The sequence below is a fragment of the Paenibacillus sp. FSL H7-0940 genome (assembly GCF_037979415.1).
GTDB classification, from domain to species: domain Bacteria; phylum Bacillota; class Bacilli; order Paenibacillales; family Paenibacillaceae; genus Paenibacillus; species Paenibacillus amylolyticus.
In genome coordinates this window covers 5,686,217-5,701,450 of the sequence record NZ_CP150280.1, presented here as the reverse complement: position 1 = coordinate 5,701,450, position 15,234 = coordinate 5,686,217, and the positions used below count along the sequence as shown (strand labels likewise).

12 protein-coding genes are annotated in these 15,234 nt (G+C 44.9%); 5 read left to right on the top strand and 7 right to left on the bottom strand.

All coding sequences use genetic code 11. The features are described 5' to 3' along the window. Nucleotides 1-258 precede the first annotated feature (258 nt). The 7 genes from rsmG to rpmH all read right to left on the bottom strand — a co-directional run bounded on the left by rsmG (nt 259) and on the right by rpmH (nt 7,177). Nucleotides 259-981, bottom strand: coding sequence for a 16S rRNA (guanine(527)-N(7))-methyltransferase RsmG (rsmG, locus tag MHB71_RS25230; protein ID WP_036611970.1), 723 nt, complete (start codon nt 979-981; stop codon nt 259-261). After that, on the bottom strand, nt 981-2,870 hold the full coding sequence (gene mnmG / locus MHB71_RS25225; protein WP_036611972.1) for a tRNA uridine-5-carboxymethylaminomethyl(34) synthesis enzyme MnmG: 1,890 nt from the start codon (nt 2,868-2,870) through the stop codon (nt 981-983). Before mnmG ends, rsmG begins: the two co-directional genes overlap by 1 nt. Nucleotides 2,871-3,091: 221 nt before the next feature. Continuing rightward, nucleotides 3,092-4,468, bottom strand: a complete 1,377-nt coding sequence (mnmE, locus tag MHB71_RS25220; protein ID WP_036671881.1) for a tRNA uridine-5-carboxymethylaminomethyl(34) synthesis GTPase MnmE — start codon at nt 4,466-4,468, stop codon at nt 3,092-3,094. Nucleotides 4,469-4,679: 211 nt separating this feature from the next. After that, on the bottom strand, nt 4,680-5,381 hold the full coding sequence (gene jag / locus MHB71_RS25215) for an RNA-binding cell elongation regulator Jag/EloR (protein WP_036611977.1): 702 nt from the start codon (nt 5,379-5,381) through the stop codon (nt 4,680-4,682). Continuing rightward, nucleotides 5,378-6,256, bottom strand: coding sequence for a YidC/Oxa1 family membrane protein insertase (locus MHB71_RS25210; RefSeq protein ID WP_076252192.1), 879 nt, complete (start codon nt 6,254-6,256; stop codon nt 5,378-5,380). The genes jag and MHB71_RS25210 overlap by 4 nt, the downstream gene beginning before the upstream one ends. A 75-nt stretch (nt 6,257-6,331) precedes the next feature. Continuing rightward, nucleotides 6,332-6,682, bottom strand: coding sequence for a ribonuclease P protein component (gene rnpA, locus MHB71_RS25205; protein WP_036611981.1), 351 nt, complete (start codon nt 6,680-6,682; stop codon nt 6,332-6,334). 360 nt (nt 6,683-7,042) lie between these two features. Continuing rightward, nucleotides 7,043-7,177 (bottom strand): 50S ribosomal protein L34, encoded by a 135-nt coding sequence (gene rpmH, locus MHB71_RS25200; protein ID WP_017691413.1) that lies wholly within the window; start codon nt 7,175-7,177, stop codon nt 7,043-7,045. 612 nt (nt 7,178-7,789) lie between these two features. Here rpmH and MHB71_RS25195 point away from each other — a divergent pair. From MHB71_RS25195 to dnaN, 5 genes are all read left to right on the top strand, one after another. Then, a complete protein-coding gene (locus tag MHB71_RS25195) occupies nt 7,790-8,464 on the top strand; it encodes a GntR family transcriptional regulator (RefSeq protein ID WP_036611983.1) in 675 nt (224 codons plus the stop codon). A gap of 209 nt (nt 8,465-8,673) precedes the next feature. After that, nucleotides 8,674-10,035, top strand: coding sequence for a gluconate:H+ symporter (locus tag MHB71_RS25190; RefSeq protein ID WP_036671886.1), 1,362 nt, complete (start codon nt 8,674-8,676; stop codon nt 10,033-10,035). 66 nt (nt 10,036-10,101) lie between these two features. Beyond that, nucleotides 10,102-11,649 carry a gluconokinase gene (gntK, locus tag MHB71_RS25185; protein WP_074092902.1) on the top strand — a complete coding sequence of 516 codons (1,548 nt, stop codon included), beginning with the start codon at nt 10,102-10,104 and terminating at the stop codon, nt 11,647-11,649. An 871-nt stretch (nt 11,650-12,520) separates the two neighbouring features. After that, nucleotides 12,521-13,867, top strand: a complete 1,347-nt coding sequence (gene dnaA, locus MHB71_RS25180) for a chromosomal replication initiator protein DnaA (protein ID WP_036611990.1) — start codon at nt 12,521-12,523, stop codon at nt 13,865-13,867. Between the two features lie 220 nt (nt 13,868-14,087). Continuing rightward, a complete protein-coding gene (gene dnaN, locus MHB71_RS25175; RefSeq protein WP_017691408.1) occupies nt 14,088-15,230 on the top strand; it encodes a DNA polymerase III subunit beta in 1,143 nt (380 codons plus the stop codon). Nucleotides 15,231-15,234 lie beyond the last annotated feature (4 nt).

Here is a 15,234-nt window from a genome sequence, read left to right as displayed (position 1 = left end):
TTATCCTGCTTTTTCTTTGTGAATATTGGAAATATGACGACTTGCACACATTCAATTAATGAAATTGTTCATGAGTTACTGTGCGTAAAATTCATCAATACAGGTTCTTTAAAAGATATGTAATACGAAGTATTTGTAATGTTGATCCAGTCCTCCATTTTAGAAAACAAAAAAAAGAGAATGTTTCACGTGAAACATCCTCTTCATCCATGTCTAAAATTCTATTTTGTTTTGACTTACTTCAAAACCATCACGCAACTATATCAGCGGAGTCTTCATTGGAGTACCTGGTTTACGCGGATACTTATATGGTGTCTTATCAAATTTCTGAATCAGAATGATGTGACGCTCTGATTCTTCAACCGGCAGCTGGAAAGGATGAACGGCCTTAACCCGTCCTTTCAGCTGATTGAAGCTGAACTCCGCTTCCTTCATTTCTTCACGCGGGTCTCCGCCCTTCATGGCAGCGAATATTCCACTTTTACGAACAAACGGAAGGCAGAATTCATTCAGCACAGCCAGCTTGGCTACTGCACGCGCCGTAACGAGATCGTAGCTGTCACGATACCCTTCTTTGCGTCCAATCTCTTCAGCACGTCCATGGACCAATTCCACATCAGTCAGACCAAGGATATCTACCACATGCTGTAGAAAGCCAATACGTTTATTTAATGAATCAATGATCGTAAGCTTAATATGAGGAAAACAGATCTTCAGTGGCAATCCCGGAAAACCCGCTCCTGATCCAATGTCAGCAAGCTTATTCACTTTGGTCATGTCAGTATAAAAAGCCAGCGATACCGAATCATAGAAATGTTTTGTATACACTTGCTCCCGATCCGTTATGCCCGTCAGATTCATCTTTTCATTCCAGGATACCAGTTCCTGATAATACAGTTCGAATTGCTCCAACTGGAGTTCGCCCAGCTCTAATCCATGTTTCTTTAAGCGCCGCTGCAGTTGCTGTTGAATATCGTCCATTATTGTCCCCTTGCTGCGGTTACACGGTTATAATGCTCCAGGTAGACCAGCAGAATGGAGATGTCGGCAGGAGTAACTCCAGCAATACGAGAAGCCTGACCAATCGAGATTGGACGAATCGTAGCGAGCTTCTGTTTGGCTTCCATAGCAAGACCATGAATCTCATCATATACGATGGTGTCCGGAATTTTCTTTTTCTCCATCTTTTGCAAACGTTCCACGTGGATCAATTGTTTCTCAATATAACCCGCATATTTAATTTGTATTTCCACTTGTTCTTTCATATCTGCTGTCAGTTCTACCTCAGATGGTGAGAGCTGTTCAATCAGTTCATACCCCAGCTCCGGGCGACGCAGCAAGGTAAGCAACGTACTGCCATCCTGAATAGGTGTAGATCCGTACTCTTCCAGCTTGGCATTCACTTCAACCGGGCGAGCTTTAGCCACTTTCAGACGTGCAACTTCCTGCTCGACTTTCGCCTTTTTATCCAGGAATTTCGCATAACGCTCTTCAGGGATCAGGCCAATGTCATGTCCGATTTCCGTCAAACGCATATCTGCATTATCATGGCGAAGCAACAGACGATACTCAGCGCGTGAAGTCAACAGACGATACGGTTCATTTGTACCCTTTGTAACCAGATCATCAATCAGCACGCCAATATAACCTTGGGAACGATCCAGTATTACCGGCTCTTTCCCCTGTACTTTGAGTGCAGCGTTGATTCCAGCCATAACACCTTGTCCTGCTGCTTCTTCATAGCCAGAGGTACCATTAATCTGACCCGCCGTAAACAGACCTGGTAGACGTTTAGTTTCCAGTGATGGCCACAATTGTGTAGGCACCATCGCATCGTATTCAATCGCATAACCATTACGCATCATTTCCACTTTTTCCATACCTGGAATGGAACGCAGCATAGCCAGTTGAACGTCTTCTGGCATACTCGTAGACAACCCCTGTACGTAATACTCGGATGTGTTCTTGCCTTCCGGCTCAAGGAATATCTGATGTTTCGGCTTGTCGCTGAAACGAACAATTTTATCTTCAATGGAAGGGCAATAACGTGGTCCGGTTCCTTCAATAAGCCCCGAGAACATCGGAGCACGATGCAGATTATCATTAATAATCTGATGTGTATCCACAGATGTATACGTCAACCAGCAAGGCAACTGCTCATTATCGGAAGATTCTGTTTCATAGGAAAAGAACTTCGGCTTGTCATCACCAGGCTGAATTTCGGTTTTGCTAAAATCAATCGTATCCTTATGCACACGTGGTGGTGTACCCGTTTTGAAACGAACCAGATCAAAGCCCAGTTCACGCAAATTCTCTGACAATTTAAGAGAGGGTTGTTGATTGTTCGGTCCACTCTCATACATCAACTCGCCCATAATTACTTTACCGCGCAAGTATGTGCCTGTTGTCAGAACGACCGCTTTAGCCCGATACTCTGTTCCGGTCTGAGTCACAACGCCTACACATTTTCCGTCTTCAACGATCAGTGAATCAACCATACCCTGACGCATCGTCAGATTACGTTCATTCTCCATTGTTTCCTTCATTTTATGCTGATAAGAGAATTTATCTGCCTGAGCACGAAGCGCGTGAACAGCAGGCCCTTTACCCGTGTTAAGCATCCGCATCTGAATAAAGGTTTTATCGATATTCCGTCCCATTTCTCCACCAAGTGCATCAATCTCACGGACAACATGTCCTTTAGCCGGTCCCCCAATAGATGGGTTACAAGGCATAAAAGCCACCATGTCCAGATTGATCGTAATCATTAGTGTTTTGGACCCCATACGAGCTGCGGCCAGCGCGGATTCCACACCAGCATGTCCTGCACCAACGACGATTACATCATAACTGCCGCCATCAAAAGCCATTCCCGTTTACCTCCTTATTCCGCTGCATTTGGTGTAACTCACGCAGACGGATCATGTTCTACAATAATGAAACTACTTCTAACCGTTCATCGGAACTTGCATTCCTATCTATATGAAACCAACACGTAATGGCTACAATATCATTCTATCCTTTGACAACAGGCAGAAATTGTACCTTTCTATCATACACTACGATTTAAGTCAATCGGCAGTATATTTTTTTACTTTCCTAGACAGAACTGGGAGAAAATCTGATCAATTAATGCATCATGTGCTGTATCTCCAACAATCTCGCCTAAATGCTCCCACGCCAAACGAACATCAATCTGTATCATATCAATTGGAATGAACTGCTCTGCTGCTTCATAGGCATCAACCAGGGACTGCTTCGCTTTTTTGAGCAAGGCAATATGACGCACATTACTGACATAGGTCAGATCTGCGGACTCCAGTTTACCACTGAAGAATAGCGTAGAGATGGCATCTTCCAGTCGATCCACACCCAGATCATCTTTCACCGACATCGGTACAAGCCGTTCTTCCGGAATGTAACGAAGCAGCACGTCACGTTCTACCTGTGGCGTTAAGTCCATTTTATTCATAATGATTATCGATTGTCTACCACGGATTTGTTCCAATAATTCAATCTCATCGGGATGAAGTGGCTCCGCAGCATTCACAACCATCAAGATCAGATCGGCTTCACTTACCGCAGAGCGAGAGCGTTCTACCCCGATCTTCTCAACAACGTCCATCGTTTCCCGTATTCCTGCCGTATCAAGCAACTTGAGCGGGATATTATTGATCGTAATGAACTCCTCGATTACATCACGAGTTGTTCCTGGAATGTCCGTGACGATGGCCCGGTTGTCTTGCGCAAGTGTATTCATCAATGAGGATTTACCTACGTTAGGTCGTCCAACGATAGCCGTCGTGATACCTTCTCGCAGGATCTTTCCTTGCTCTGCTGTAGTCAGCAATTTATCAATTTCAGTCATAACCTGACTGGACTTTTCTTTAATAAAATCAGACGTTAACGATTCCACATCATGCTCGGGATAATCGATATTCACTTCAATATGTGCCAGTGTTTCCACCAGTGTATATCGTAGATCACGCAATTTGGAGGACAGCTTGCCTTCAACCTGTTTCAGCGCAACCGAGAAAGCTCGGTCCGACTTGGAACGAATAAGATCCATGACACCTTCCGCCTGAGACAGGTCAATCCGCCCATTAAGGAAAGCACGCTTCGTGAACTCACCGGGTTCAGCCAGACGAATATCAAGCTGCAATAGGAGGTCCATGACCCGTTTTACGGACACCACACCACCATGCGCACTGATCTCCACCACATCTTCTGTTGTGAACGAGCGTGGTGCTCGCATGACCGTAACCAATACTTCCTCAATCTTTTCCCCATTAACGGGATCTATGATATGACCATAATGAACCGTGTGAGATGCTGCCTGAGTTAAAGGGGTTTTGCTGCGAAAAATCTTTTCCGTCTCCGACACTGCTTCCGGGCCGCTGACCCGGATCACGGCGATACCCGCCTCTCCGACAGCCGTTGATATCGCTGTGATCGTATCACTGATCATGGTTATCTCTCCTTGCTCTATTTTAAAATTGCCGCCCCTCAGGGGACGCCATATCCATTTTCAAATCTATTAATGATATATCATATGACATGTTGTTTATCGTATTAAGTCCACTCTTTACTTGTTCTACGCACCTTATCAAATTGCTTCTGTACGAAAAAAGCAATGGCTTCTGCACCGGGCAGGAAGCCATTGCGTCTTCAATTTCGTGTTATTTCGTCGTAATAACCACACGCCGATTAGGCTCCTCGCCCTTACTTAACGTCTTAATCTGCGGGTGATTTTGCAGTTTTGCATGGATGACTTTTCGTTCGAGCGGTGGCATTGGTTCCAGTACAACTTCCTTACCGGTACGGATTGCTTGTCCAGCCAACCGTTCAGCCAGATCCTCCAGCGTCTTCCGCCGACGTTGACGGAAATTCTCCGCGTCGAGCACAATTCGAACGAAGCTTTCCGAATATCGGTTCGCTACAATGTTCGTTAGATACTGAAGCGCATCCAGCGTCTGTCCACGTCTGCCAATAATCATGCCCAGATCTTCGCCGGCAATATTGAAGATATGTCCATCCCGCTGTTTTTTGATATGCACTTCAACATCCAGTCCCATACCTGCTGCGACCTCTTTCAAGAAAGCAGCCGCTTCTTCATAGGGATTTTTAGCTGCAACATCCTCGAGTAATGCATCTACTTCAGACTTGTATGCAGCTGGCTTGATCGGCTGTGGAACAACTTCCGGTACAGGCAATAATTTCACTTCAACTTTGGCCGCCCTCACCCCGAACAAACCCAGGAATCCTTTTGACGGCTGCTCTAACACTTGTATCTCGACCTTGTCCCGACTTACGCCAAGCTCGGTCAATCCTTGGTTTACAGCATCTTCAACGGTTTTTCCTGACGTAATGACTTTGGTCATTTCGATTTTTTGGCCCCTTTCGACCCTTTTCCAGAGACGGTCGCTTTGCCACCGTTTTTGCGTTTAGCTCCATTTTTGGAAGAGCTATTCTGCTTCACGTTGACCTCAGCTACGATTTTATCATTATTCCGGTAAAGGAAATAGTTTTGCACGATCGTGTAGATGTTACTGTAGAACCAGTACAGCGGAAGTGCTGACGGGAACTGATAAGACATCACGAAGATCAAAATCGGGTACACCCACAGCATAAACTGCATCGGACCAATTTGCTGTGCAGGGTTCATACGCATCATCATCCAAGTTTGAATGAATGTTGTGATGGCAGCCAGCACTGGCAAAATAAACAGGTGATCGGGTGATCCGAGCTGGAGCCACAAGAAATCATGCGTTCTCAGACTGGAGTTTCCGTAAATTGAGTTATAAAGTGCGATGTAAATCGGCATCTGAATGATAAGTGGCAGACAACCGGCCATCGGATTAACTTTGTTCTCCTGGAACAACTTCATCGTTTCTTGCTGAACTTTCTCAGGTGTATCTTTAAACTTGGCTTGAATCTCCTTCAGCTGCGGCTGAATCGCCTGCATAGCTTTGGAGCTACGGACTTGTTTCATTGTTAGTGGTAAAATCAATGTCCGTACAATAAGCACCATCACGAGGACGGCCAGTCCATATTCACCTTTGAACCAGTTGGCGAATGTATCCAGCGCCAGTGAGAACCAGTACACAACATTGGCTTGCCAAAAAGAATCACTATTCTTTAGATCTTCCGTAGTAACCCCAGCTCCTTGTGGAGTACATCCGGCGAGTACAGTGACCATTGCAATGACTGCAATGAGGAGAATCCACTTCCCCTTTGATGTCTTCAATCGCGACACTTCATAACCCCTCTCTTAACCAATCCATTCCATCGTAAAATCATACCATAATTAGGAGGACAAATAAACCGAAGCTTACCGCTTGCTCGACTTCAAAAGAGAGCCCTTTCGCATCGCATGTAGCAGGCTTTTTTCCATTTCCTTATAGGGCATGTCCAGTGCACCTTTTCTGACGATAAAAATCAGATCCATCTGCGTGACGATCTCATGCTCATGATGACGAACAATTTCCTTGATCATGCGTCTCATCCGGTTGCGTACGACAGCGTTTCCGATTTTCTTGCTGCATGATACGCCGACCCGAAATTGTTCCGTATCTTTACGGCGACAGCCATACACCACGAATTGATGATTGGCAAACGATTTCCCATACCGGTATACGCGACTAAAGTCCGCCCGGTTTCGTAGACGCAGTCTTTTATACACGGCGCTTCTCCTTGCTCTTCTCCACCAATGATATTGACGGAGGCCTCATTACTGATTTAGTATAGGCTTTCTTGAATGACGGTAAACCGCCTTGGCGACAACTTCATTTGGGATGATTGTTAATCAGCTACTTGAACTGATACGCATTCATCCGGGATGAATGTTGATTGGCCATTTAAACCTATCAACGATTCATCATTATATAAGGTAAGTTTTCGAAAAATGGAAAACTCACTCAACATACATTCGCGTGTGTGTTCAGCACTTTTTCGCAGACCATTCAGACCTGATCTATAGCAGCATCCAGTCTGATTTGAGCTAATTAAGAAAAAAAAGACCACCACGGTGGTCTTCAATGCATTAAGCACTCAGGTTTTTACGGCCTTTAAGGCGACGTGCGGCCAAAATTTTACGGCCGTTGCTCGTGCTCATTCTTTTCCGGAAACCATGAACTTTTTTACGTTTGCTAACGTTCGGTTTGAATGTAGGTCTCAATGTATTGCACCTCCTCACAAGGAAATACTTATGTGATGAATCACTTTCATCTTCACAGAAAACACCTTTATATATTTAACCATGATCACCTGGAAAAGTCAACTGCATGGCGCAAGGCTTCTCCCTCTTTTATATACACTCTTCATCCCACCCATAGTAATGACCACAGTCCGTTCACTTCAATACCAATTTCAAGCCCCGAAGAGAGTCCTGAAAGTTATCCCCAGACCCCGATCAGATGACCATATTTCAGCATTTATAGTTATCCACACCCTCCAATACCCGTTATCATCTTTATTACATCCTGTTTAAAGTTATTCACATGTGGATAATGATTATAGGCTATTATTATCGTCGAATTCTAAACAGGTTGTATCCGCTTCAATTAAGGTTTACAAGCTTTTGAGAAAGGTGTAGGATAAAAATCACATCTTGTATACAAGTATATGGATGAAGCCGATTTACTTATCCGCCTTTAGTAGTCCTTTGAAAAAAACATTAGCCGTTAGCTTGTAGCTACAGACTATGGATTGAACTGAATGTCCAGTCCGCAAAATAGTTATGCTATGATCAGTAATGAACTGATTACTTATTAATAGGAGCGTTAGCCATATGTTATTTCCTTCTTCCTGGCTCCAAGGGGCTTCCCGTGGTGAAGCCATTGCCTGCGAATTAAGGCTGCGGATCATCAGCGGTACCCTTCGACCTGGAGAGATTTTGTCGGAAAACCGAATTGCGGCTGATTTTGACAGCAGTCGTTCACCTGTCCGTGAAGCGTTACGAACATTGTCCAATGAAGGACTTATTCGACTTGAACGTATGGGGGTCGTTGTCATTGGACTACGAATCAAGGATGTTGAAGAATTGTATGATGTCCGTTTCCTGATTGAAAGTTTTGTGCAGCAGCGACTTGCTGGTGATGTCCCAGAATCATTAATCACCCAGCTGCGTAACGTGATCGACAAAATGCAACTTGCTGGACGGCATCAGGACGCCGTCGAATTCGCCTATCAGGATCTCGTTTTCCACGAGACCATCATTGAGGCTGCTCAGCATTCCCGTATTTCACATCTATGGAAGAGTATTCGATATGTTGTGATGACCGTTATGCTGCTCACAACGCGCAGAGTATTTGTTCAAGGCGAGCAGAAAGTAAGCGCTGTAATTGAGAAACACCTTTTGCTCGTTGAAGCTCTTGAATCAGGTGACAAGATGCTCATTCAGGCTGGAGTCCGCACGTATTTCCAAGATTCTGGCAAAACCCTGCACGAAAGCTTTGATTCCTAATCGATGCAAGGCGTTTGCAATCATATCCGTCGTGAATGATTGCGACTTAACTTGTCGACAAGTATACAAATGCGATTTTGTTTCAAATTTGGGCATGATAAAACTACATTTTTCGCCAACACCTTCTGCGGTACTGGTACAACTTTAATTGTTGACGCTAATTTCACTTGTAAGCGTTCTATATCAGAAATAAAGGAGCACACAACATCATGAGCACTCTTTTTGGACTATCCCACAACGCAACATTATTGGTTTGGACGTTAATTGCGATCGTTTTTCTGATCGTTTTGATCTCCAAGTATAAATGGAATCCCTTTATCACCCTGCTGTTGTCCGCATTAATGCTCGGTTTGCTTACAGGCATGAAACCTGCCGATGTGATCTCTTCCATTACCGGGGGACTTGGCGGCACACTTGGAACCATCGCAATTGTTATTGCTCTCGGTACAATGCTTGGTAAGATGATGGCCGAATCTGGTGGTGCCGAGCGCATTGCAACTACATTGGTTGATCGGTTCGGTGTAAAACGTGTGCACTGGGCCATGATGATCGTTGGATTTATCGTTGGTATTCCCGTTTTCTTCGAAGTTGGCGTGATTTTGATGATCCCCATCATTTTCACCGTTGCACGTAAAACCAACATGTCTTTGCTGCAGATTGGTATTCCCATTTTGGCCGGTTTATCGACTGTACACGGTTTGGTCCCACCCCACCCAGCGCCAATGATAGCGATTGAAGCCTTCAGCGCGGATCTGGGTAAAACCATTTTGTACTCCCTTATTGTTGGTATTCCTACAGCGATTATTGCAGGTCCTTTGTTTGGTAAATTTATTGGTAAAAGAATACACACCGAACCGCCAGCAGAACTGGCTGAACAATTCGCAACCAAAACAAACAGCAACATGCCTGGGTTTGGTATTACCCTGTTTACCATATTGCTGCCGGTTATTTTGATGCTGATTGGTTCCATAGCAAGCATCATTGACCCAAATGCCACGAGCGGTTTCACCGTTTTCAGTGAATTTATCGGTCATGAGATCATTGCTTTGCTCATTTCAGTTGTATTTGCCCTCTTTTCACTCGGCTTTGCACGTGGATTCACCAAACACGATATTTCCCGTTTCACCAGTGAATGTCTGGCGCCTACGGCGACCATCATTCTCATTATTGGTGGAGGCGGTGCCTTCAAACAGGTATTGATCAATAGTGGTGTGGGTAACGCGATTGCTGAAGTCGCTACCCATGCCAACATCAACGTGATCCTGTTTGCCTGGCTTGTCGCTGGTCTCATTCGTGTAGCTACCGGTTCAGCAACCGTAGCCATGACAACAGCCGCCGGTATTGTCGCTCCAGTGCTTGCACTCACACCAGGGGCCAATATTGAGCTGGTTGTACTCGCCACAGGTGCGGGGTCACTCATCTTGTCTCATGTAAACGATGCGGGATTCTGGATGATCAAAGAATTCTTTAATATGAGCGTTTCCCAGACATTGAAAACGTGGACCGTTATGGAAACACTATTATCTGTAGTGGGACTGATCTTTATTTTGCTCCTGAGTACAGTGGTATAAATGGAGTATCTATAGTAGAAAGAAATTAAAATCTCATCGCTTTCTGGAGAAAGAAGGATTAAATACATGAACAACTATATGATTGGGATCGATATTGGTACCACCAGTACCAAATCCGTATTATTTACCGAGCAAGGCTCTGTCGTCAGTACCTCAACGCAGGAATACCCTTTGTATACCCCGGCACCCGATGTTGCCGAGCAGGACCCTGAAGAGATTGTGCAAGCAGCCCTCCGTTCTGTGCGAGGAGTTATGGATCAGAGTGGTGTTGCTGCCGAGCAGATCCTGTTTGTATCCTGTAGCTCGGCTATGCATAGTGTCATTGCCATGGGACAGGATAATAAACCCTTAACCCGTTGCATCACCTGGGCGGATAATCGAAGTGCAGCTTGGTCTGCCAAGCTGCAAGAGAATGGATTGGGCCATCGCATTTATCTGCGCACAGGTACACCGATCCATCCCATGTCACCGCTGACCAAATTAATGTGGCTGCGCCACGATGAACCTGAACTTTTTGAGAGTACCGCCAAATTTATTTCGATTAAAGAATATCTGTTCTTCCGTCTATTCGGACAATATGTCGTCGACCATTCCATCGCTTCCTGCACAGGTTTGCTCAATCTGGAACAACTGGACTGGGACGCAGAGGCCCTTGAGGTTGCAGGCATTACACCCGACCATCTCTCGAAGCTTGTACCTACAACACATATATTAGAAGGAATGAATCACGAATCGGCTGAAAAAATGGCTCTCTCCCCCTCTACGCCCTTTGTTATTGGCGCAAGTGATGGGGTTTTATCCAATCTCGGCGTAAACGCCATTGAACCTGGTGTTGTCGCAGCAACCATCGGAACCAGCGGGGCCATTCGCACTGTCGTGGACCGTCCGGTTACCGATCCCAAAGGTCGAACCTTCTGTTATGCCCTCACAGAGAATCTTTGGGTCATTGGTGGACCTGTGAATAACGGTGGCATGCTGTTTCGTTGGGTGCGGGATGAATTCGCCGCGTCTGAAGTGGAGACAGCGAAACGACTTGGCATCAATTCCTATGATGTACTGACCAAAATTGCCGAACGTGTCCGGCCGGGATCGGAAGGGCTTCTGTTTCATCCGTACCTTTCGGGCGAACGTGCCCCTTTATGGAATCCGGATGCCCGTGGCTCCTTTTTTGGCTTAACACTCCATCACCAGAAAGAGCATATGATTCGTGCTGTCCTGGAAGGGGTTATTTTCAACCTATATACGGTACTGCTCGCCATGGAAGAACAGATTGGGCAACCTACCTCCATTCAAGCCACCGGTGGGTTTGCACGCTCTCCTCTCTGGCGCCAGATGATGTCTGATATCTTCAATCAGGAAGTGGTTGTACCCGAGAGCTTCGAAAGTTCCTGTCTGGGTGCCGTCGTGCTTGGTTTGTACGCTACAGGGCGGATCCAATCGCTTCATGCCGTTTCTTCCATGGTCGGTACAACGCATCGGCATACCCCTGTCAAAGAGAATGCTGTACTCTACCAAGAGCTGCTGCCCATCTTTATTCGGATTTCTCGCAAACTGGAAGAGGAATACGCAGATATCGCTGAATTCCAGCGTAAGATGTCCCTTCCCCGTCTCTAAATCATCAATCCATACTTCGTCTCCGCACCAAAAAAAGAGGGTGTCCTCTAAAACCAAAAATCGGTTTTAGAGGACACCCTCTTTTGCTATACACGCATAATCTATCCTTTGATTTCATATTATACATTTATACACTTCAACCTCCATATTCGAGTATCAGCTTACCTCTTGATCCTGATAATTCTCATTACATATGTCTCAAAATGAAGTCATCTATGTCCATTATTCTTATACATTGCCATCACAGAATTACCATCTGCTCAGAAAATACACCACTGATCTTGTTCAATTAAAAGCATGAGTTTACTCCCCTCTCCGTCTCCCATCCAGACACTGAATTCGTCGCTTTCATCATCGCCCCATTGGCAAGAAAAACGCGAGGGTGAGAGGTCACTCTTTTTCTGATCTCAATCATGCTTCGTTTTTACTTCACGGTTATCCACAGACAGGTTATTCACAAACGAAGAATACTTTTACACACAATTTGGCATCATTTGACGGATAACCTGTGTATAAGACATTTTTGGTTTTTGGGTCATTCTGTCGAAAATTAAACAGTTTATAAACAATATATTGTGTTGTGACTAAAAATTATACACAAGTTATTGAATTTGTGGATAAAATCACGCGATACGTTGAAATGCGGGGTTTCTTTTGCTATGATTGTATTACTTTTGGATGTGAATATGTGATCTGACCCATAATATTATCAACAGCCTGTGGATAAAGTTGTGAACAATTTTCCGTTGTTCATACTTTTTTTGTTTTCGACCTGCGGGGGTTTGGGGATAAATTCAACAATATATCTCGTATTTCGACACTGCATCATGGCTTAAGCCACACTTGGAACATGTAAAAGGAGTGACAGTCTGTGGACAGCCATACTTCTGATTTATGGCAGCAAATTTTATCAATCATACAAAACAAACTCAGCAAACCCAGCTTTGACACCTGGTTCAAAGCAACCAAAGCCACCAAGCTGAATGACCGTTCAATCGTCATTTCCGCACCAACCACGTTTGCCGTCGAATGGCTGGAGAGCCGTTACACCAAATTGGTTGGCTCGACGGTATACGAGTTGCTTGGCAAGCAAGTCGATGTGAAATTTGTCATCGAAGAGAACAAGCCTGCTGAACCGGACCCGCAACTGCCGGCTCCAACGCCTACAGTTGTACAGGAAGAAGCCGTACTCAGCATGCTGAATCCGAAATATACGTTCGATACATTTGTCATCGGGCCGGGCAACCGTTTTGCCCATGCCGCATCGCTGGCGGTCGCTGAAGCGCCCGCCAAAGCTTACAATCCTCTCTTTCTGTATGGAGGAGTAGGTCTCGGTAAAACTCACTTGATGCATGCGATCGGACATTATGTTCTGGAGCATGATCCGGGCAGCAAAGTCGTTTATTTGTCGTCTGAGAAATTCACGAACGAATTCATTAACTCGATCCGTGACAACCGCGGGGAGAGCTTCCGTAACAAATACCGGAGCGTCGACATTTTGCTCATTGATGATATTCAGTTCTTGGCGGGAAAAGAATCAACACAAGAGGAATTTTTCCATACGTTTAATGCGCTGCATGAGGAACGGAAGCAGATTATCATCTCCAGCGACAGACCACCGAAGGAAATTCCGACATTGGAAGAACGGCTTCGTTCTCGCTTTGAATGGGGGTTAATCACGGATATCCAGCCTCCAGATTTGGAGACAAGGATCGCAATTTTGCGGAAAAAGGCACGTGCGGAAAACTTGGATATTCCGAATGAAGCGATGATGTACATTGCCAACCAGATTGACACCAACATCCGTGAACTGGAGGGCGCCCTGATTCGGGTCGTTGCTTATTCTTCACTGACTAATCAAGATGTAACCACTCATCTGGCAGCTGAAGCACTGAAGGATATTATTCCTTCCAGTCGTCCCAAAATGATCACTATTCATGACATCCAACAAAAGGTCGGCGAGTATTATAGCCTTAAGCTTGAAGATTTCAAAGCACGGAAACGGACCAAGGCAGTTGCTTTTCCAAGACAGATTGCCATGTATCTCTCTCGTGAACTGACAGACTTTTCTCTGCCCAAAATTGGGGAAGCATTCGGAGGACGAGATCACACCACTGTCATACATGCTCACGAAAAAATCTCCCAAGCGATTAAAAACGATCAGGATCTGTATAAAGTTATCAACAACTTAACCGAAAAAATAAAGAATCCAACCTGAACAAGTCCCAAGCCTATGCACAACGTATACACATGTGGATAGGCTTGGGTGTACGGGTTTATACCCACTTATCCACATATTCAGTGCCCCTATTACTATTATTACTAAAAAGATCTTAAAGATATCATCTCCAAAATAGCCATTTCGGAGCTTAGCCTTCGGCCTTTGAAAAACACCTTTTAACACCCCAACACCCAAAAAAACAGCTAGGAGTGAAACCATGAAAATCAGCATAATGAAAAACTACTTAAACGATTCCATACAGCAAGTATCCAAAGCGATCTCAAGCCGTACGACGATTCCGATCCTGAGCGGTATTAAATTCGACGTGAATCATCAAGGTGTAACGTTGACAGCAAGTGACACCGATATATCCATTCAATCCTTCATCCCGCTTGAAGATGGAGATAAAAGCGTAGTTCAGGTAGATCAACCCGGCAGTGTAGTTTTGCCAGCCAAGTTTTTTGTGGAGATCATCAAGAAGCTGCCATCACAGGAAGTGCACATGGAAGTCAAAGAGAACTTCAACACCTTTATCTCCGCAGGTGCTACCGAAATTCAACTGGTAGGTCTGGATCCGGAAGAATTCCCGGTACTGCCAAGCATCGAAGAAAACCAAACCGTCTCCATTCCAGGAGATTTGCTGAAAAATATGATCAAACAAACGGTCTTCTCCATTTCCACACACGAGACTACTCCAATCCTGACAGGTGTACTCTGGAGTTTGGGTGACAACGAATTGAAATTTGTGGCAACAGACCGTCACCGTCTTGCTACTCGATCAGCAATGCTGGATAATGCAGAAGGTATCCGCTTCAACAACGTGGTCATTTCCGGTAAAACGCTGAACGAACTCAGCAAAATTGTTCCGGATCAAAACACCCTTGTGGATATCGTTGTTGCAGATAACCAGGTTCTGTTCAAAATCGACCGTGTATTGTTCTACTCCCGTATTTTGGACGGAACATATCCGGATACTTCTAGAATTATTCCAACGTCATACAAAACAGAACTTGTTTTAGATACAAAAAAATTAAGTGAATCCATTGACCGGGCTTATTTGCTGTCGCGTGAAGAGAAAACAAACATCGTGCGTATGCAAACGATGGATTCGGGATCCGTTGAAATTTCTTCAAGCTCTTCCGAGCTAGGTAAAGTAAGAGAAGAAATCGAACCTGCCGAGTTTACAGGAGATCCGTTAAAAATCTCGTTCAACTCTAAATACATGCTGGATGTGCTGAAAGTTGTTGAAAGTGAGCAACTGATGATCGCTTTTACAGGAGTCATGAGTCCAATTATCTTGAAACCGCTGGATGACAGTCACAGCCTTTACGTGATATTGCCATATCGGACGACCAACTAACGAA